This is a genomic window from Nostoc cf. commune SO-36 (assembly GCF_023734775.1).
In the GTDB taxonomy this organism is placed as follows: domain Bacteria; phylum Cyanobacteriota; class Cyanobacteriia; order Cyanobacteriales; family Nostocaceae; genus Nostoc; species Nostoc commune_A.
Map to the genome: position 1 here is coordinate 2,748,091 of NZ_AP025732.1, position 17,609 is coordinate 2,765,699.

18 protein-coding genes and 4 pseudogenes are annotated in these 17,609 nt (G+C 42.3%); 10 read left to right on the forward strand and 12 right to left on the reverse strand.

The features are described from left to right. The first annotated feature begins 25 nt into the window (after positions 1–25). The 4 genes from vapB (at position 26) to ANSO36C_RS12030 (ending at position 1,949) form a co-directional block, all read left to right on the forward strand. Positions 26–253: a type II toxin-antitoxin system VapB family antitoxin gene (vapB, locus tag ANSO36C_RS12015; RefSeq protein WP_251959719.1), complete on the forward strand. Its 228-nt coding sequence runs from the start codon at positions 26–28 to the stop codon at positions 251–253. Continuing rightward, positions 250–468 carry a PIN domain-containing protein gene (locus tag ANSO36C_RS12020; protein WP_251959720.1) on the forward strand — a complete coding sequence of 73 codons (219 nt, stop codon included), beginning with the start codon at positions 250–252 and terminating at the stop codon, positions 466–468. Before vapB ends, ANSO36C_RS12020 begins: the two co-directional genes overlap by 4 nt. A 61-nt stretch (positions 469–529) precedes the next feature. After that, positions 530–1,729, forward strand: a complete 1,200-nt coding sequence (locus tag ANSO36C_RS12025) for an ISAzo13 family transposase (RefSeq protein ID WP_251960248.1) — start codon at positions 530–532, stop codon at positions 1,727–1,729. Continuing rightward, the gene (locus tag ANSO36C_RS12030; RefSeq protein ID WP_251959721.1) at positions 1,713–1,949 is read left to right on the forward strand and encodes a type II toxin-antitoxin system VapC family toxin; all 237 of its coding nucleotides are present in this window, start codon (positions 1,713–1,715) and stop codon (positions 1,947–1,949) included. The genes ANSO36C_RS12025 and ANSO36C_RS12030 overlap by 17 nt, the downstream gene beginning before the upstream one ends. 173 nt (positions 1,950–2,122) lie before the next feature. Here ANSO36C_RS12030 and ANSO36C_RS12035 read toward each other — a convergent pair whose 3' ends face one another. From ANSO36C_RS12035 to ANSO36C_RS12050, 4 genes are all read right to left on the reverse strand, one after another. After that, positions 2,123–2,419, reverse strand: a complete 297-nt coding sequence (locus ANSO36C_RS12035; protein WP_251959722.1) for a hypothetical protein — start codon at positions 2,417–2,419, stop codon at positions 2,123–2,125. Between the two features lie 161 nt (positions 2,420–2,580). Then, positions 2,581–3,219, reverse strand: a complete 639-nt coding sequence (locus ANSO36C_RS12040) for a pentapeptide repeat-containing protein (RefSeq protein WP_251959723.1) — start codon at positions 3,217–3,219, stop codon at positions 2,581–2,583. Then, positions 3,216–4,613 (reverse strand): DICT sensory domain-containing protein, encoded by a 1,398-nt coding sequence (locus ANSO36C_RS12045; protein ID WP_251959724.1) that lies wholly within the window; start codon positions 4,611–4,613, stop codon positions 3,216–3,218. Before ANSO36C_RS12045 ends, ANSO36C_RS12040 begins: the two co-directional genes overlap by 4 nt. 86 nt (positions 4,614–4,699) lie before the next feature. Next, positions 4,700–6,292 (reverse strand): photosystem II high light acclimation radical SAM protein, encoded by a 1,593-nt coding sequence (locus tag ANSO36C_RS12050; RefSeq protein WP_251959725.1) that lies wholly within the window; start codon positions 6,290–6,292, stop codon positions 4,700–4,702. A gap of 574 nt (positions 6,293–6,866) precedes the next feature. On the opposite strand from ANSO36C_RS12050, the gene ANSO36C_RS12055 reads away from it, so the two are divergent. The 4 genes from ANSO36C_RS12055 to ANSO36C_RS12070 all read left to right on the forward strand — a co-directional run bounded on the left by ANSO36C_RS12055 (position 6,867) and on the right by ANSO36C_RS12070 (position 9,363). Continuing rightward, entirely contained in the window at positions 6,867–7,262 is a 396-nt protein-coding gene (locus ANSO36C_RS12055) for a DUF1830 domain-containing protein (protein ID WP_251959726.1), read from the forward strand. Between the two features lie 117 nt (positions 7,263–7,379). Continuing rightward, on the forward strand, positions 7,380–7,841 hold the full coding sequence (locus tag ANSO36C_RS12060) for a DUF4079 domain-containing protein (protein ID WP_251959727.1): 462 nt from the start codon (positions 7,380–7,382) through the stop codon (positions 7,839–7,841). A gap of 67 nt (positions 7,842–7,908) precedes the next feature. Beyond that, complete coding sequence (locus ANSO36C_RS12065) at positions 7,909–8,475, forward strand: hypothetical protein (RefSeq protein WP_251959728.1); 567 nt, start codon at positions 7,909–7,911, stop codon at positions 8,473–8,475. A 21-nt stretch (positions 8,476–8,496) separates the two neighbouring features. Beyond that, positions 8,497–9,363 carry an ABC transporter ATP-binding protein gene (locus ANSO36C_RS12070; protein ID WP_251959729.1) on the forward strand — a complete coding sequence of 289 codons (867 nt, stop codon included), beginning with the start codon at positions 8,497–8,499 and terminating at the stop codon, positions 9,361–9,363. A 67-nt stretch (positions 9,364–9,430) separates the two neighbouring features. On the opposite strand, the pseudogene ANSO36C_RS12075 reads toward ANSO36C_RS12070, so the two are convergent. Continuing rightward, positions 9,431–10,197 (reverse strand): annotated as a pseudogene (locus tag ANSO36C_RS12075) (response regulator transcription factor). Between the two features lie 582 nt (positions 10,198–10,779). On the opposite strand from ANSO36C_RS12075, the gene ANSO36C_RS12080 reads away from it, so the two are divergent. Then, positions 10,780–11,028, forward strand: a complete 249-nt coding sequence (locus tag ANSO36C_RS12080) for a DUF6761 family protein (RefSeq protein ID WP_190938947.1) — start codon at positions 10,780–10,782, stop codon at positions 11,026–11,028. A 350-nt stretch (positions 11,029–11,378) separates the two neighbouring features. On the opposite strand, the gene grxD is transcribed toward ANSO36C_RS12080, so the two are convergent. The 7 genes and pseudogenes from grxD to ANSO36C_RS12115 form a co-directional block, all read right to left on the reverse strand. Beyond that, a complete protein-coding gene (grxD, locus tag ANSO36C_RS12085; RefSeq protein ID WP_094349509.1) occupies positions 11,379–11,702 on the reverse strand; it encodes a Grx4 family monothiol glutaredoxin in 324 nt (107 codons plus the stop codon). A 73-nt stretch (positions 11,703–11,775) separates the two neighbouring features. Next, entirely contained in the window at positions 11,776–12,033 is a 258-nt protein-coding gene (locus ANSO36C_RS12090; protein ID WP_251960317.1) for a BolA family protein, read from the reverse strand. A 227-nt stretch (positions 12,034–12,260) separates the two neighbouring features. Further along, positions 12,261–12,836: pseudogene (locus ANSO36C_RS12095) on the reverse strand (hypothetical protein). A gap of 641 nt (positions 12,837–13,477) precedes the next feature. Next, a pseudogene (locus tag ANSO36C_RS12100) lies at positions 13,478–14,238 on the reverse strand (lysophospholipid acyltransferase family protein). Between the two features lie 126 nt (positions 14,239–14,364). Then, positions 14,365–14,814 (reverse strand): nucleoside deaminase, encoded by a 450-nt coding sequence (locus tag ANSO36C_RS12105; protein WP_251959730.1) that lies wholly within the window; start codon positions 14,812–14,814, stop codon positions 14,365–14,367. A gap of 428 nt (positions 14,815–15,242) precedes the next feature. Continuing rightward, positions 15,243–15,559: pseudogene (gene grxC / locus ANSO36C_RS12110) on the reverse strand (glutaredoxin 3). Positions 15,560–15,606: 47 nt separating this feature from the next. Then, positions 15,607–16,179, reverse strand: coding sequence for a DUF981 family protein (locus tag ANSO36C_RS12115; RefSeq protein ID WP_251959731.1), 573 nt, complete (start codon positions 16,177–16,179; stop codon positions 15,607–15,609). Between the two features lie 355 nt (positions 16,180–16,534). On the opposite strand from ANSO36C_RS12115, the gene glpX reads away from it, so the two are divergent. Next, on the forward strand, positions 16,535–17,572 hold the full coding sequence (gene glpX, locus ANSO36C_RS12120; protein WP_094349516.1) for a class II fructose-bisphosphatase: 1,038 nt from the start codon (positions 16,535–16,537) through the stop codon (positions 17,570–17,572). Positions 17,573–17,609: the final 37 nt, after the last annotated feature.

The window sequence follows — 17,609 nt, forward strand, 5'->3', positions numbered from 1 at the left end:
ATAAAAATTGCCAAGGAGAAAAACAATGATACAGCCAGTCATTTTAGAAAAATTAGAAGAACTCCCTGAGTCTCTTCAGACAGAAGTGCTTCATTACATTGAGTTTTTAATAGAGAAGCACGCTCAAAACTCTACCGAAGAAAAGCAGACAAACAAGCGTCGCGTTGCTGGAACGATGAAAGGAATGTTTGTTCTGCCATTGCCTAATGACTTTGATGAGCCGCTTCAAGATATGAAAGAATATATGGAATGAATAGATTACTATTGGATACTCATGCTTTTATCTGGTTTGTCTCTAATGATGCCACCCTGCCAGTGTTAACTAGAGAAAAAATTGAATCTGCTGAGGCTGTTTTCTTTAGTATTGCAAGTCTGTGGGAAATGGCGATTAAACTCAACATTGGAAAACTATCCCTACAGGGTGCTTTTGAAGAGATTGAACCTAAGAGAACTCCACAGAATAATTGATCCTATGATAAGAGAAAGATAAATTCAGTGTGCAGTCTAGCTCATGTATCCAAAATCTATCATTCAACTCACCGCGCACCTAAAATCTCTGTACATCAAAACAGCGAAAAAACTCAAGGGAAGTGACCGAAGACAATTCATGGCAGAAGTAGTCAAAGGTTTGGGAATAGGTGGACAAACTGTGGCGGAAAGGGAGTTGGGATGGAATAGGCGCACTATCCGTAAAGGGATGCAGGAGTTAGAGAGTGGTCAGCCTTTTATTGATGGTTTCAGGCGTAGTGGACGCAAGCGGGCTGAAGCAAAATTATCAAACTTGTTGAGGGATATAAAATCGTTAGTAGACCCACAAAGTCAAACTGACCCCAGTTTTAAAAGTATACGTTTGTATACACGCATGACGGCAAGCGAAGTCCGTCGTCAACTAATTGAACAATTTGGTTACACAGAGGAAGAACTACCTTCATCAGAAACAATTCGACGAAAATTGAATGATTTAGGCTATACCTTAAAAAGAGTTCTGAAAACCAAGCCTATCAAGAAAATTCCCGAAACAGAAGCGATTTTTGAACAAGTTGAACAAATTAATAGTGAAGCTGACAATGACCCTCATACTCTGCGAATTTCCATTGATGCTAAGGTAGCAGTTAAGATTGGAGAATTTGACCGTGGGGGTAAAAATCGAATGCCAACCATCTCAGTAGACCACGACTTCCCGACGGAGATAACTCTGATTCCCTACGGCATTTTTATACCTGAATACAACGAGTTATTTTTATTCTTTGTTTCTTCCAAATTAACCGCTGATTGTATTGTTGATTTGCTTGAAAGCTGGTGGCAAACTGTCAAACACAGATTTGCTCATATTCAAAAACTGGTGATTAATCAGGATAATGGACCTGAAAATAATTCTCGCCGCACTCAATTTATGAAGCGGATTGTAGATTTTGGTACATCATCTCAACTGACGTTACAACTTGCTTATTATCCGCCTTATCATAGCAAATATAACCCGATAGAACGTTGTTTTGGCTGGTTAGAACAGCATTGGAATGGTAGTTTACTTGACACTGTTGAGACTGTACTGAATTTCGCCCAAACTCTCACATTTAAGGGTAAAAATCCGGTGGTCACATTGGTAGAAACAGTTTATTCTACAGGAGTTAAACTTACTACCTCCGCTATGGCAGAAATTGAAACACAGATTCACCGCCTCCCCAATCTCAGAAAATGGTTTGTAGAAATTTTTGCTAAACCCACATAGCTATTGGATCATTTTTTTTGTGGAGTTCTCTAAACTAATTGCTGCGGGTATAACGATTCTCCCTATTACCTTTACCGATACTGTTCAATTCCGTTATTTACCACTGCATCATCGAGATCCGTTTGATCGTATTCTGGTGGCACAGGCGATGAATCATTCCCTTGTTTTGATTAGTCGTGATTCGGCTTTTGATGCCTATGACATTCAGAGGGTTTGGTGATGAAAAAGTGGCTACGACACGCAGCATCAAATATCCTCCCATAGAAAGCTAGCCCATTCTTCACTACGGGCTATATCGATTGCAGCTAAAAGCGTCTCTCTCCGTCTTCTTCAGCCTAATTGACTATCTTTTCGTTACTTAAGTTGTCAGAGATAAACTCCTCTAGTTCCCACTTAGGCATCATGTAAAAATAAGTTGTACAAATTTATTTGAAATAGCCTGGCGTATCTAGCTTTCACATAAAAATTGTTCAGGTTATTTTTACACAAATCCTTAGTGAACCATAAATTTTTCCTGGCGGTTAAATCCATGTATCGGCTGTAATAGCTGTAATTTGGAGTGTCGATACTGACGCTCCAGCAACGTTCATTAGAGTTAGGCTTTCGAGTCGATTTGTTCCATTCAATAATGATTTCTGGATTAGCTTCACTCCAAAACTGATGCGGGCAAAGTTTTACTACTCGCTTCATTTGCGTTTCATCTCATTAATACTTATTTAAATTGTGCGATCGCCAAAGTCAACAGTGATTAGCAGTAGTTATTATGTGCTAACAATGTTCCACTTTAAAAGCACATTGTCAATACATTATTCATCGTAATTTGTATAAATTAACTGTTCATGAACCCCTATTCAAAACGCAGCCTCCACAACTGTCCCCACCACACACGCTTTATTCAAATTAACGCCGCTCAAATTTGTACCTTCTAACTCTGCACAGAGTAAATTCGCTCCCGTCAAATTCGCCCCTGCCAAATTTGCCCCCCGCAAGTCAGCTTCTTCAAGGTTTGCTTCACTCAACAAAGCACCCTGCAAATCGGCGCGGCTCAAGTCTGCACCTTTGAGATTTGCCCCTGTCAGGTTTGCACCGCGCAAGTCAGCACCGCGTAAGTCTACACCTTGCAAGTTCACATTCATCAAATTGGCTCCACTTAAGAAAGCACCCACCAATGACACATCACTGAGTCTGGCTCCCATCAAGTTAGCACCACGCAAATTGCTACCCCGCAAGTCAGCGCCTGTTAAATCTGCTTGCATCAGGTTTGCTCCCATCAAGTTCGCCCGCAAGTCAGTTTCTTGGAGGTTTGCCCCCATTAAATTTGCCCCCTCCAAATGCCCACCTTCGAGTTTAGAACCAGCAAAATTACTACCAACAAGGATAGCGCCAGCAAGATTAATCCGGCTTAAATCCAGTCGAGAGAGTTCCTCGTCTTCTAAATTTGCCCCTGGAAGTTGTTTGAGTTTTCCTAATCTAATTGCTTCAATATTCATGTAAAGTAACTACCAATCTCTTCACTTATCTTGCTGTGGCTATCCCATTGGGAATCAAGTATCCAGATACCGGCGCTGACTTTGGGTGTCATAATGGGTAAGTCGAGTCCCTGTTGTAAACCCATAACTAATAAAGTTAGGGTATCTACAAGTTTAGGGTCAAAGCGCGTAGATTGTTGCTGTCTGCACTCATCTAAAGCTTGAGTAAATATCTGTTCCCGGCTTTGATTTGACGATTTTCGCTCATTGACTCGCCACTGAAAATCTGCTAATAATGCCAAAATCCTCGACTCTAAGGGAATTTCATCTCCAGCTAAACCTGCTGGTTCCCCTGTGCCATTCCACCACTCGGTTTGGTGAGTGATAATTTGGGCAACTGCTCGCAGTCGTGGCATGGTTCGCAATACTTGCGCCCCTGGTACTAAAGGACAAGTTAAAGGAGAACTGGGGGCATCTTCTTGGTAGCGTGTGGATATACCGCCTGTGAGAACACTTTCTGCTTTCTGTAACGGATCTATGCGATGCAACAAAGCCGCCAGTCGCAATCTTTTAATTTGCCATGCGGGAAGATCCAAAAGCTGTCCGATCGCTTCAGCAAGTGCTACTACTTCCGCAGCTGCCATTGGATTGTTGACATCTGCCATATCCATCAGTTGCGCCATTCGCAAAAAGGCTTGGATTTCGTTGGAAACCAAGTTGCGATCTAGGGTTTGCTGGTGAGACGCTGTTGGGATAGATAAATTATCTTGCCCAGTCTGGAGGTAATCTACTACACGGGAGACAACTGCACCTAAATTTTGGGATCTGTCCATTGACGGTACAATTTGTTCTTTATCGGCTGTGAGTTTTTTCGCCAGTTCTGGGTTGTATTTTTTAATGTGAGCGATCGCTATTTCTGCTGTCTCTTGAACTAACTCTGGTTCAAATGTCCACAAGCCATAGAATTTTCGCTCTAAGTCTGATGTCGGCACTCCAACGCTACCATAATCAGCCTCTGATAACTCTTGACAAATTACCATTGCTGTGTATTTGGGCGATAGAATAATTAAGTGCCACTCTTGCGCTACTGGATCGACTGAATCTAACGCCACTAAGTCTACATTGGGTAAAAGGCTTGTGGGATGTTCAGCAAAGCCAGATTCAGAGGCAGCCATAATAGCAATTTCGCGGCTGCGCTGGGCAATGTCTGCATATCGCCCAGCTTCTTGTAGATACCATTTACCTTGTTGAAAGGCTGTGATGACTAAGGGTGTACCGTCATCTGTTAAGATATGGTCTTCGAGGGCATGGCACAAGGCAACTAGGGTATTTTTGTAGTAAACACCGAATCGAATTGGCCTGGTTGTGTGGCGATGGGCTGTTTCTAACCGTTGTAGGATTGAACCTTCTAACATGGGATTTGGTAAAAATAACCGCAGAGGCACTGAGTAAGAGAGAGGGAGACATTCAGAATTCTAAATATCTCCATATCTTAGTGTTTCTAGGATACACCTGCTAACTGTTTTTCTTTCGTCTCTAATGGTGCTGTAAGTGCTTCTTCTAAGTCAGCACAACCCAGCTTTTCTTCTAAGATTTTCATGACTTCGCGTCCGAAATCGTTGGGATTTTGTTGCCAAGCTTGCAAACAAACTTCACCGAAGAATGAACCAAGGGGTTCAGGATTCCACAGGAGTTTTTTGGCTGTCCACGGCATCAAACTCATTGGATCATACCCTGGTTTGAGGATACCTTCTTTGAAAGCGTATTCTTCTAAATGGGTATGGGGTTGTAGCCCAATAAAAAAGATGGCAGGTTCGACTTTATCAGCACCAAAAATCCGTTCTAGTTCGCGGTGGTAAGCAATGGTTTGGCGGATGGTTTCGGGACGTTCGTCAATGACGTTAAAGGAGTAGTTGACGGAAACTAAGTCGTTGAAACCAGCGGCTTTTAAGTCACGGCAGTTTTGCAAGACGTTTCGCAGGTTATACCCCATCCGCATTTTCCGCACAAGTTCTTGAGAACCACTGGTAATGCCGATTTCAAAGTAGTTCATCCCGGTTTTCGCCATTAAGTCGCACAATTCGGGTGTCAAATTGTCGGCTCTGATATATGCTGCCCAGTGGATGTCTCTCATACCAGAATCGACGATTTTTTGCAAGAGTTCTATGGCATCGGCGATAAATTTTTTCGCGGGGATAAATTGGGCATCAGTAAACCAGAAATTGCGAATGCCGCGATCGTATAATTGGCGCATCTCAGCAACTACTTCATCTGCTGGGTTGATGCGTACTTGTTTACCTTCGACGACGGTATAGACGCAATAACAACAATTGTGAGGACAACCACGCTTCGTTTGTACACCTATATAAAAGTCTTCTTCTTGCAGGTAAAAGTTAAATTCCGGCCAGATGCTTTCGATATAGTCGTAGTTACAAGCTGTTTTTTCTATTGGGGTGGGTTGTTCGTGAATCAGCCGTTTCCGTGGTTGAGCTTCTCCTGCAACATAACAGCGTTCATCTCGAAAATCTCTGCCACTTAAAAGTTTTTCTAGCAGGGTTTCGCCTTCACCCACAGAAATAATTGTCCCTTGGGGTAAGCTTTTACCCAATTGTTCGTAAAATACGCTGACTGCACCACCACCTACAACTACACGAGCATCAGAATGATATTTTTGGGCACGTTTTAAGCCCCGTTTGATTAAGCTTTGGTTCCGCCACAACTCTACATAGTAAGCAATGAAGATTCGCAAACCGCCCAATCCGCCGCGTAGTTTCAATAGAGGATTTTTGGCGTAGTAAAATTCAAAGGCGTTTTGCAGTGGGTTGCCACCACGGCCACCAACTGGAGCATAAATTTGAATATCCCGCCAAGAAAATACTAGTAGTGTCGGTTTAAATTCATCAATAGAGCGATCTAGAGCCGAACTGTAGTCTAAAGGTGGCACTGTTCCCAAATCAAAGATGCGCTGTTCAATATTAGGAAACTGCTTGTGGACATGATCGCTCAGGTAGACAACCCCAATAGGAAAGATGGGGTTACAAGGAAGGCGAACGTAAAGAATTCGATTTTCCATCATCTGTGTTTTGACTTCCATCTTGCCAATCTTTGGAGAAAGCGAGAAAAACATCCAGTTTTAAAGTGTGTGCTTGTTTTATTTGGTTTTATTTATCACAATCGTGCTTGACATCGCAGTCGATTGCTGATAGAGAAGAAAATAAAGTTAGCAATTGCGGGAAACGCTAAAATTGCTAGGCATAAAACATACATAAAATCTATAGATAGGCTTTATGAAGATATTTTTCATATAGCTTTACCATAACATTGACTTTATTCATTAAGCGATGATCCCATCTGATTAATCCTGAGATAGATAAAATAAAAAACTCACTTCCTCTCTATGTGAAAAGCAAGGGGATCGTCGTCTTATCTGCCTTAAGAGAATTAAAGATTTGATACAAGGAAAAAAATCTCAAAAAAATTTATTTGTGGTGTATAATTCCGAAAATGGCATAAATAGTTACAAAATTTTCATAACTAAAAATATATCTTAAGACAAAAATAACCTACAAATACTCAGTTGGTATTCGCAGTTACAGCAACTGGGGATCAGTGGGTGCTAGGCTTGGCTGGTGTAATGTAAAATTGTGGCGTAAAGCTCCTCAGCAGTTATGGCTCAAATATTAGATCCTCTACCACCTGAGCAATCGGGAAAAATTCTCTGCTGCTACATTAATGCCACGAGCAAAATACAGGTAGCTCGCATCTCCAATATTTCCAACTGGTACTTTGAAAGGGTTGTTTTCCCTGGACAACGTTTAGTGTTTGAAGCTCCGCGAAAAGGTCAACTGGAGATTCATACAGGGATGATGGCAAGTGCAATTTTATCTGATAAGATTCCGTGCGATCGCCTGATGCTCGAAGAACCCAGTACTAATGAGTTTGATACAGACTCGTCAGATGAAAAAGACCCTTTTAATACCAAACTAATGGTGCAGCAAATTAATACAAAAATCGGAGATACTACAAAACCCTTGCAAATCCTGGGTTTGGCATCGGTTGATTAAAAAAATTTTACTAAATTTTAAGGGTTGCTAATTCAGCAGCCTTTTTTGTTTATTATTTGGGCATTGCTTATTCTCCTTGCCCTCCTCATATTCCCCATCTCGTTTACAATCAATCTTATGAATCTGCCTTCATTTCTTTGGTTGTGGAAAATAGCGGCTTGGTCGATGGGGTTATCCCTGCTGGCATATTTGATGTTAGCAATCACCGGCGTTTGGATGTTTCGGGCGAGAACTTCGCAGCAATCTCCTTTTACCACTCCATTTATGGGCGGAAATAAAGGGGTGCGATCGCTCCACTATATAATGGGCATCAGCATGGTAAGTTTGGTGCTACTATTGCTGGCGATCGGCATTGTTGGCACTTTAGGGCACTTTGGTTCTTTAGGTCACTCGTCACACCTAATCGCTGGATTAATAGTGGTAGCACTAGTTTTACTGTCTGCTTTTAGTGCCACCCAAATTAGTGTTAGACGACCTTGGGCTAGACCCTTACACATCGGTGTAAATATTATTTTGTTTATAGGATTTGCCTGGGTATCCTTTACTGGTTGGATTGTAGTGCAAAAGTATTTACCGTGAACTACCACACGCCAGCTACCAGAGACATAGCCTACCCTACAATGAAGAAAAACATTGTAATCGAGCCGTGACAGCAAACTCAGCCAATATCTCAGCTTCTGTTTTTCGTCTATCTCCTTTGATTCGCATAACGCTGCTGAGTTTATACATCGCACTCACAGTTCCATTACCCTTTTTATCGCAGGTAACAGCTGCACCCGTACCCCCAGAATTATTGTGGATGGGAATTAGCATTGGCTTAGTTGCCTTGTATGCGGTATTAACTGAACAAGTAATTGTAGATGACGAGGGAATTCAGGTTACTTACCCCGCCTGGGTGCCTCGCTTTTTTCGTAAAGGTTGGTTTTTACCTTGGTCAAAAGTCAAAGAGTTAAAACCCCGCACCACTGGACAAGGAGGGCTAGTTTATTATTTCCTCAGCCAGGATGGGAAAGCTTATTTACTACCGATGCGTGTAGTTGGATTTGCTCGTTTCGTGCAAATTGTCGAAGCAAAGACGGGCATTGATACCACAGATGTTCGCCCATTAGCACAGCCCTGGATGTACCTGATTTTATTAGTATTCACACTGCTGTTACTATTGGTCGATGGCTGGGCGATCGCTACAGCCTTAACTACTGCACAATTAACTTAAAATTGGCATAGGGCATTGGGCATGGAGCATTGGGCATGGCTCAAGAATCAATCAATAGTTCTTCTTCCCCTGCTTCCTCTGCTTCCCTATCTCCCTACTCCCCACTCCCCACTCCCCTTGAATACAGCAAAAGCCATACTCAGGCTAGAGCAAGTTAATCTGTTTACAAAGCTGAAAACCCAACTTCCCGGCAATCAGCAAGGATATCCCATATTGCAGGATATTTCCTTAGAGATATTCCAGAGCGATCGCATTGCTATTGTCGGGCCAGTAGGCGCAGGGAAAACTTCGTTATTACGCCTTCTCAACCGCCTAATTGAACCCAGCAATGGCAAAATATATCTAGAAAATCAAGAATATCACCAAATTCCTGTCATCCAGCTACGCCAGATGCTTGTACTTGTATTGCAAGAGTCAAAGCTGTTAGGGATGACAGTTGGGCAAGCCTTGGCTTATCCTTTAGTTTTGCGTGGTTTGCCTAAAGAGACAATTCAACAACGAGTCAATCACTGGACAGACCAACTACAAATTCCCAGTGAATGGTTGGGGCGAACAGAGGTACAACTTTCTGCTGGACAACGACAACTAGTAGCGATCGCTCGTGCCTTAGTCATCCAGCCTAAAATATTATTATTAGACGAGCCAACCTCTGCCCTAGATGCTGGTACTGCTTCTCATCTAATGCAAGTCTTAACCCAGTTGAGTCAAACTCATCAAACTACAATTTTGATGGTAAATCACCAACTGGAATTAGCCCAGATGTTTTGCACTCGGTTATTACATCTACAAGGTCATTTATTCGCAAATCAAAAAGTCTCGGAGATAGACTGGTTTGAATTACGAAAAACCCTGATTCAAGCAGAAGCTCAAAACGATTTTGGATTTTAAATTTTGCATGAGTCAGGAGAAAGGAATCAAGAGTCGTTTTCTTAGTCCCCCATGCCTCATGCCCCATTCACACACTACTAAGCGTTGAACGTTGATTATTAAATCTCTCTCTAGCTAGCTTTGTTGTTTGTGACTGTGAAATATTGGTATTCAAAATTTCCATGTTAAAACGGTATCCAACATTGCGGATAGTTTGAATCAAATTGGGTTGCCGAGGATCAAGTTCAACCTTTTTCCGCAGCGATAAAACATGAGTATCAATGGTACGAGGGTTATCGATAGCGTCAGGCCAAGCGCGACGCAGCAATTCCGACCTACTCAGAGGCACTCCTCCAGCTTGTGCTAAAACGTACAGCAAACTGAATTCCTGGGGCGTTAAGTCGATAAACTCCCCTTGGAAACGGACGCGGCGCTGAACTAAATCGATTTGCAAAGTGCCATAATCCAAATAAGCTGGTGCAGTAGGTGTGCGCTTCCGGCGAATCAGTGCCTCTACCCGTGCCAAAAACTCTTGCATTCCAAAGGGTTTGCTCAGATAATCATCTGCGCCCGCCTTTAACCTGCAACAATATCAGCTTCACTATTACGAGCAGATAGCATTAAGATTAGAGGCTGCTGCTGACGATGCAACCAACGACAAAACTCAATGCCATCACCATCAGGCAGGTCTGCATCTAAAATAACCAGTGTTGGTTGATGACTTAAAAATACTTCCCTTGCTTGATAAATACTGGCAGCTTGATGCACACGGTATTCCAGTTGTTGCAAGTGCCAACCCAACAACGACCTCAGATGGGGATTCCCCTCAATGATTTCTATACAAACCGAACCCACGGTGGCAAGACCCCTTAGCGTCGATGACTTTCAAAGTAACAAGCCTATCTCTAAGGTTTTGTAGCCTTTGTTACTTCAACTCCAATCAACTTTACATTTCCTAATAAAAAGAGTCGCAGTATCTTTAATTTATGCCTTGCCAATAAGCGATTAGAAATATTATTAAATTTTTATTAAATTTCTCGTAAGAGTTGTTAGACTTATCAAAAGTTCTTTTAGCTTAACATTTTGCTTTAGATGGGTGTAATGTGGCAAATATCTGTAACCCAACCAGCTAACCACGACTACAGCAGCTTTTCAACCTGATGGTGAAAGGGAATTTTTTCCACCAAAATTAGTGCCCCATCCAGATACATAACATCAATACAATTGGGCTGTTGAGCGTGAAAATTAGAAAAATAACCCAGCAGCTAACTAGAATCGATGTTTTCTGGAATAGGATTAAACTATCATGTAGTTGCTATGAGGGTACTACCCAAAGTAGATGTGTTGACTTTGAGTTAATGTGAAAGTGAAATTACAGTTCACTTTTGAGCGTGAATCATTTACAATTCTCATTCCAAAGAGATTAATACAGCAGTTATGCTCCAAGACACACAAACCATCCGCTATTACCAAAGACTCACCGACGCCTTCGTCGAGTTATGGAATCGCGGTTATCGCACGGATGATATGCGGATGTATTTGGATGGATATCTAGCCGCACTAAGACATGGCAACATTCTTGAACCTATTTTGATTCATCGCTTAGAAGAGGAAGCCAGCCGCTACTTGTACGATGGATCAAATTTTGCAGTGCCGCAACCACAGCCGCAACCCGATTACTACTAACTAGCATTTACCTGGTCATTGATAGTAACCGTGAATTACCGCAGATGATTATAGCATATTATCTGTATTGGTCAACGGGTTTCCGTGGTGTGAAATTTTGGAGATGGAGATATTGTATTGATTAAACGCATCCCCTCAGCCCCATATTGGTCTTGCCAATCCGACTGAGGGATTGTTGGCTAGGTAGAAAATCAAGCCTAACATAGAGTATTTTTGTTAGAAATTTATTAAAAAACCCTTGAAAGGATAGAGAAATAGTGTCTCTCCTTTCAAGGATATTAAAAACGGCATATTGCCTTGATTACGAAGCGCAAATTCAGCAGTATACCCTTAGTTAGGGTAAACAGAGATTAAGAAGCTAATGCTACTTCTACCTTTTCCTGCAATTCACCTTTTTGGTACAGTTCAATTAAAATGTCAGAACCGCCAAGGAATTCACCATTGATATACACTTGGGGAATTGTCGGCCAGCTAGAGTATTCTTTAATACCTTGACGGATTTCCGGGTCTGAGAGAACGTCAACCGTCTCAAAAGGAACTCCCAAGGTATTGAGAATCTGCACAACGTTGTTGGAGAAACCGCATTGGGGCATTAACTTGTTTCCCTTCATGAAAACTAAAATCTTGTTCTCTTGTAGCAAGCTATCAATTTTGTCTTTGAGTTCTGGTGTCATGGTATTTGTGTTTCCTATGTTGGATTCAACAGTGAGGAGTGAGGAGTCAAAATTCATAACTCCTAACTCTTATTTACGAAGCTGCTGTTCCTTGCCAAGCTTCGGGAGTGTATGTTTTCACCGCCAAGGCATGAATCGCTTCAGTTGACATAGCTTGACCCAACGCACCATAAACTAACTGGTGCTGTTGCACTAGTCCTTTACCTGCAAAGTGCGATGAAACTACTGTCACCTGATAGTGATCGCCGCCACCAGTCAAGTCTTGCACCTGAATCTGTGCGTCTGGCAGTTCCGCCTTGATCATTTCCTCAACTTGCTGCGGACTAATCATCGCAATTCCTGAAAAACTTACTTTTCTATTATTAACAGATATAGAGCAAATGCCTGTGCCAACTTCAGGTTTTGGCAAGGCTGTAGATAAACGTGCCTCTGAGGTGTCTTTTTGAGAACGCTCAGGTTTTGGCTACAGGGGATAACTCTATCCTAGCACTGGGGAGTTTCCAGGCGACTGGTTAGGGAGATGGGGGAGATAGGGAAAAAAAGCAACAAAAATTTAATTTATTTTTTTGGGGATGAGGAAGATGAACTACCACCTTCTCTAGATAGGGAGAATCTACAAAACCCAACTCAAATAACTGTTTATAGGCTTTCTTGCCTAAATCTCGCGTCGGGTTTTGACTCTTAATTATTTGAATTAACAATGGTACAGCTAATTCTGGCTGATTTTGTGCCCGATGTACCAATGCTAGCTGAAAGGTCGCTTCATCTCGCTTTTGGGCTGTTAATAGAGCTTTTTGACGCTGAGAATCAGAAACTCTATTGTCAATTCCCGAAAAGCTAGAATTTAACTCTTGATAAAAATTAGATAGCTGATTATAAACCTGACGTGCTTCTTGCAGTTTCTTGGCAGCTAAGGGGTAGTTTTGAGCAGAAACGGCTTGTTCTGCATCTTTCACGAGGCGATCGCCACCATCAATGCTCAGAAGGCTGTTACTTTGGGTTATGGGGCGCAGGTTATTGGGATCATTGGGGTCAATGGGTTGTGGGCTAGTAGTGCCTGGTAACTGTGATACCTGAGCATTCACAGTGATAGCAGCTGAGGACTGCTATAACTGATAAAACGGTACGGTGCATCAAGGTTAACAGCGGCAGCAGTGTTCATGGGATCAATTAGTGCGACAACTATATAAGAGAGTTATGGAAACTTCGGGTATCTTAACTCTGTTTTGGTCTTGGACAAAGTAAAGTTACATCCTAAGTATCTCTGATTTTAGACTAAAAATCGGTTTAATAGAGTTCCCCTTACCCCTGTATACCAACTAACTTATATCGCCGCGATCATTGATACCTACGGTTGAGTGCGTCATCATCTATCTGACTGCCAATCTTTTCTCCTCAATAATTATCTTCAGGTTAACTAGGATATTTAGCAGGAGAATTTTGCCAAAGCACTGCTTGAAGTATTTGCGTAGGCGTAGCCCAACCTAGGCATCGCACCAAACTACTTTTAAATAGGACTTACGCACGAGTTACGGAGAGTTACGGAATAACGAACCACAGAGGCGCAGAGGACACGGAGAAATCAGAGTTTGAAAGATATTTTGCGTAAGTCCTATTAAATATCGCCATGTCCCCAGTCCACGCCCAAAATTTTGTTTTTACCACTCATGTTTACAGAGTATCTAAAGACTTTTACTTAACCATCTGATCAAATAGTAAAAATATTTATCATCAACCAATAGCTTGGGTTCAAGATAATAGTAGCGACGGCCAGATCAAGAATTAGTCATTTCTGCAAATGCGTGATTAGTAACTTTTGTTTCTTGATGGCTTAATTGTTGCAGTGCCTTTGCTAAATCAGTTGTTGATGCTTTTGGCATCTTGTTTTATACAGCTATTCATGTAATCGCTGACTTTGATTGGGGAGCCAATTTCAATACTTACATCTGTACCCCAATTGGGATAAGGTTGGCTGTAATTAATACCTATGGGTATGATTTTAACTCCCAGCCCGGAATGACTAGATTCAGCACTCAAAGCAAGACGAGCAATTCCTGGCTTCAACTGATGAACTTGCCCATCACGAAAAATATTACCTTCTGGAAAAATAACCAGGGTTTTTTCCTGCTGAAGTAGCTCAACTCCATGTCGCAGCGTGCGGATTGAGGGATGCTTAGAATTTACCGGAAATCCCCCCAAACGGCGGACAAACCAACCTTTGCAAACCTTGGCATTCGTCAATAGTCACCATGAACCGCAAGTCTTGCTCTTTCAGACAATTAGCGGTAGCGTAGGGTACTAGCAAAGCATCCCAACGCGCCCTATGGGTAGGCGCGAGGATCACAGGCCCAGTTGTGGGGATATTTTTTTGTCCGGTTATTCTAATTTGTCCAAAGAATAATGGTAATAAGCAGTGACGCCCTAATAAATATGCCAGAGGGCTTAACCAAGGAGAAACCCTTGAGGTAGTGGCAGCCACCTCAGAATTTGCTGGGGTGTGCTGGCAGGTATCGGATGAAGAGTAAAATTCCATCATGACGGATGCAGCTGATTGACAGGTAAAAAATTGACGGGTAAAAATTTAACAAAGCCTGATTAGTTACACCGTAGATTCTCTTGCGTGATTTATGTCGTAGTAGATGGACAGTTTTACCTTTGTCCGTTAGTTTACTTTACGCCGCCTAGTGGCAAACCAAGTCTGTAATTGCTGACGACAAGCTGACTCCAGGATGCCTCCGATTACTTGTAAGCGGTGATTAGAAGCAGCACTATCGGGTATGTTAATAACAGTACGAATTGCGCCAGTTTTTGTATCGTCTACTCCATATACAACTAGTCTTAGTCGCGCTTGCAATATAGCACCTGCACACATTGGACAAGGTTCGAGAGTAACATAGAGGGTGCATTCATTAAGATGCCAGTTTTGTAAAGTTGTTGCAGCTGTCTTGAGAGCGAGAATTTCCGCATGAGCGGTAGGGTCTTTGTCGCGCTCTTTTCTGTTTTCTCTTTGTGCCAGCAATTTGCCTGTTGAATCAATGATAACAGCACCGACAGGGATTTCACCTGCATCACCGGCTGATTTTGCTAATTCAAGCGCACTCAACTCATCCATTGTTGATGTATAATATACTCTGTATATTTAGTCAGCATATACTTATCAATATAAAAATTTTAAAATTCAATACATTTTCTTGGGTGTGCGTCTTGTCTCTCCAACAAAAAAGAAATATGTATATAGCCCGCAGGTTTTTAGCCTGCGGCTAAACAATTCAAATCAAAATTTTTAAATTAAGCCAGTCAATGAAGAGGACAAGGGGCAGGGGGCGGGGGGCAGAATCCCATAAATAAATTTAGGGGCTTGGAACAAGGATGTATTATTTCTCGCGCTTCGCGTCTCGAAATAAATGTTTAAAATTGAGCATAAATAAATTTAGGGGCTTGAAACCCTTGTGGCAGAGGTAACTCCAGTATTTTTCTCCCTTGCTTCCTGCTCCCTGCTCCCCTGCCTCTTTGGTCAACCGTTGGGGACTAATTTTATTTCTAAATTGCGGCTTGGGCTAAAAGGGGATCGAGTTGACTTTGTGTGTCTAGTTGATAAAGATCATCACAGCCGCCAATGTGCTGGTTATTAATAATAAAAATTTGCGGTACAGTGCGGCGTCCGTTAGCGCGTTCTCCCATTTTAGCTCTGGCTGCTTCGTCGCCGTCGATTTTATATTCGGTAAAATTTACACCTTTCCACACAGCAGCATTTTGGCACGGATGCAGTAAGGACAAGTTTGCCATGTATAAAGTTCTACGTTGGCTTTGACTCGCTCTGGATGGCGATTTAAAAGGGGATTCAGAAAGTCCAGCATATTTTATTAAGCAAAGTTTTAACTACGTCTTTAGCCTAGATCATTGCTTACCGCATCGGCGCTGGAACCCACTTTTGAAAACCCTCTAAATGATTCCAATAAGCCAAATATCCAGTCAATGCCCAAATTAAAGCGGCTACTATCAGGACTGCTACGCCGATTAGCCGCCAAGTTCGGTTAGTTTTCCAATAGAGAGTTGGCGCTGCAAAAATACCACCTAAGCCGGTTAAAATAAAGCCGATTCCCGATAAAAGCGGTTGCTTTGTCATATTCAAGTTGATGATGCGGATACCTACTACGATCGCAACTGCACCAGCAAAGAAGCCGTAAATTGCTATTGTCAATAAATCCCAACCTTGAGCAAGTGCGATCGCAGCCGCAACAAATAAGATTCCAAATAAGACACTTGTCTCACCGAAGGCAATGTTAAAGCTACTCATTACTGGCCAGGTGAAGCTCATGTGTAAACCAGTTGTGAGTGCGATCGCACCCGTAATTCCAAAGCCGGGAATCCACTGTCTCTGATTAGAACTATCTATACCACGATACACATAGTCAGCGAGTAGAAATAACCCAGCTACCATGTTGATTAACATGAGGGTGATGTAGTCGATAAACACGATTAACCTCTGAATTTGACAAGTTATTTACTCTACGCCTCGTTCTTTAGTTTTTAGTGAATCTACCAGCTTTTTAATTTATTATTTTATACCTAAAGATAGATACTAAAGAAAAGCAATGTTCTAGATATACACTGTTACCCATTTGTGCAAGTTTTTAACTTAGTTGCTTGTGAACAGGTTTTATACTGGAGTAATTATGAGTAAAAAATCAGGATGTGTTAAATGGCACTTTTATAACAAGTTAGCAGTAAAACTTAACTTTCTTCCACGTGTATCCGCCCTTTGGTAGACTTGAAAACTGAAATAGGCAGATGAAACGACGCAAATTCAAGCAGCTGAGAGGGCAAACTCTGTGGAAAATACACTTGGGTTAGAGATTATTGAAGTAGTAGAGCAAGCCGCGATCGCTTCCTCGAAATGGATGGGCAAAGGCGAAAAAAATATCGCCGACCAGGTAGCTGTGGAAGCTATGCGGGAGCGGATGAATAAAATCCACATGCGCGGTCGCATCGTTATTGGAGAAGGCGAACGCGATGACGCGCCGATGCTATACATCGGGGAAGAAGTTGGTATCTGTACCCAACCAGATGCCGCAAATTTTTGTAACCCTGATGAATTAATTGAAATTGATATCGCCGTTGACCCCTGTGAAGGTACGAACTTGGTAGCTTATGGACAACCTGGTTCGATGGCTGTGTTAGCAATTTCTGAGAAGGGTGGATTATTTGCTGCTCCTGACTTCTACATGAAGAAGTTAGCAGCACCTCCCGCAGCTAAAGGCAAGGTAGACATCAACAAGTCAGCAACAGAAAACCTGAAGATTCTCGCTGAGTGTCTAGAACGCTCGATTGAAGAACTTGTGATCGTAGTCATGAAGCGCGAACGCCACAACGATTTAATTAAAGAAATCCGTGAGGCTGGAGCCAGAGTCGCCCTAATTTCAGACGGTGATGTGGGTGCAGCTATCAGCTGCGGTTTTGCTGGAACTAATATCCACGCGCTGATGGGTATCGGTGCGGCTCCTGAAGGTGTAATCTCGGCAGCAGCAATGCGTGCTTTGGGTGGACACTTCCAAGGTCAACTGATTTACGATCCCGCAGTCGTAAAAACAGGTCTGATTGGAGAAAGCAGAGAAGCCAATATTGATCGCTTAAAGTCTATGAATATCAATGACCCCGATAAGGTTTATGATGCTCATGAACTAGCATCTGGTAAAACTGTTCTGTTCGCGGCTAGCGGTATTACCAGTGGTAATCTCATGCAAGGTGTACGTTTCTTCAACGGCGGAGCCAGAACTCAAAGCTTGGTAATTTCCAACCAGTCGAAAACTGCTCGATTTGTTGATACGATTCACATGTTTGGTGAACCTAAGTCTCTCCAACTGAACTAAGTTTTAGGGAATGGGGAATAGTAAAAGTAGGGGTAAA

Coding starts and splice junctions, on each gene's coding strand:
- ANSO36C_RS12105 (WP_251959730.1), bottom strand. CDS start 14,814: ATGGATGAGTTGAGTGCGCTTGAATTAGCAAAATCAGCCGGTGATGCA.
- ANSO36C_RS12060 (WP_251959727.1), top strand. CDS start 7,380: ATGAATCTGCCTTCATTTCTTTGGTTGTGGAAAATAGCGGCTTGGTCG.
- ANSO36C_RS12050 (WP_251959725.1), bottom strand. CDS start 6,292: ATGGAAGTCAAAACACAGATGATGGAAAATCGAATTCTTTACGTTCGC.
- grxD (WP_094349509.1), bottom strand. CDS start 11,702: ATGACACCAGAACTCAAAGACAAAATTGATAGCTTGCTACAAGAGAAC.
- ANSO36C_RS12035 (WP_251959722.1), bottom strand. CDS start 2,419: ATGAAGCGAGTAGTAAAACTTTGCCCGCATCAGTTTTGGAGTGAAGCT.
- vapB (WP_251959719.1), top strand. CDS start 26: ATGATACAGCCAGTCATTTTAGAAAAATTAGAAGAACTCCCTGAGTCT.
- ANSO36C_RS12090 (WP_251960317.1), bottom strand. CDS start 12,033: ATGATTAGTCCGCAGCAAGTTGAGGAAATGATCAAGGCGGAACTGCCA.
- ANSO36C_RS12080 (WP_190938947.1), top strand. CDS start 10,780: ATGCTCCAAGACACACAAACCATCCGCTATTACCAAAGACTCACCGAC.
- ANSO36C_RS12040 (WP_251959723.1), bottom strand. CDS start 3,219: ATGAATATTGAAGCAATTAGATTAGGAAAACTCAAACAACTTCCAGGG.
- ANSO36C_RS12020 (WP_251959720.1), top strand. CDS start 250: ATGAATAGATTACTATTGGATACTCATGCTTTTATCTGGTTTGTCTCT.
- ANSO36C_RS12045 (WP_251959724.1), bottom strand. CDS start 4,613: ATGTTAGAAGGTTCAATCCTACAACGGTTAGAAACAGCCCATCGCCAC.
- ANSO36C_RS12070 (WP_251959729.1), top strand. CDS start 8,497: ATGGAGCATTGGGCATGGCTCAAGAATCAATCAATAGTTCTTCTTCCC.
- ANSO36C_RS12055 (WP_251959726.1), top strand. CDS start 6,867: ATGGCTCAAATATTAGATCCTCTACCACCTGAGCAATCGGGAAAAATT.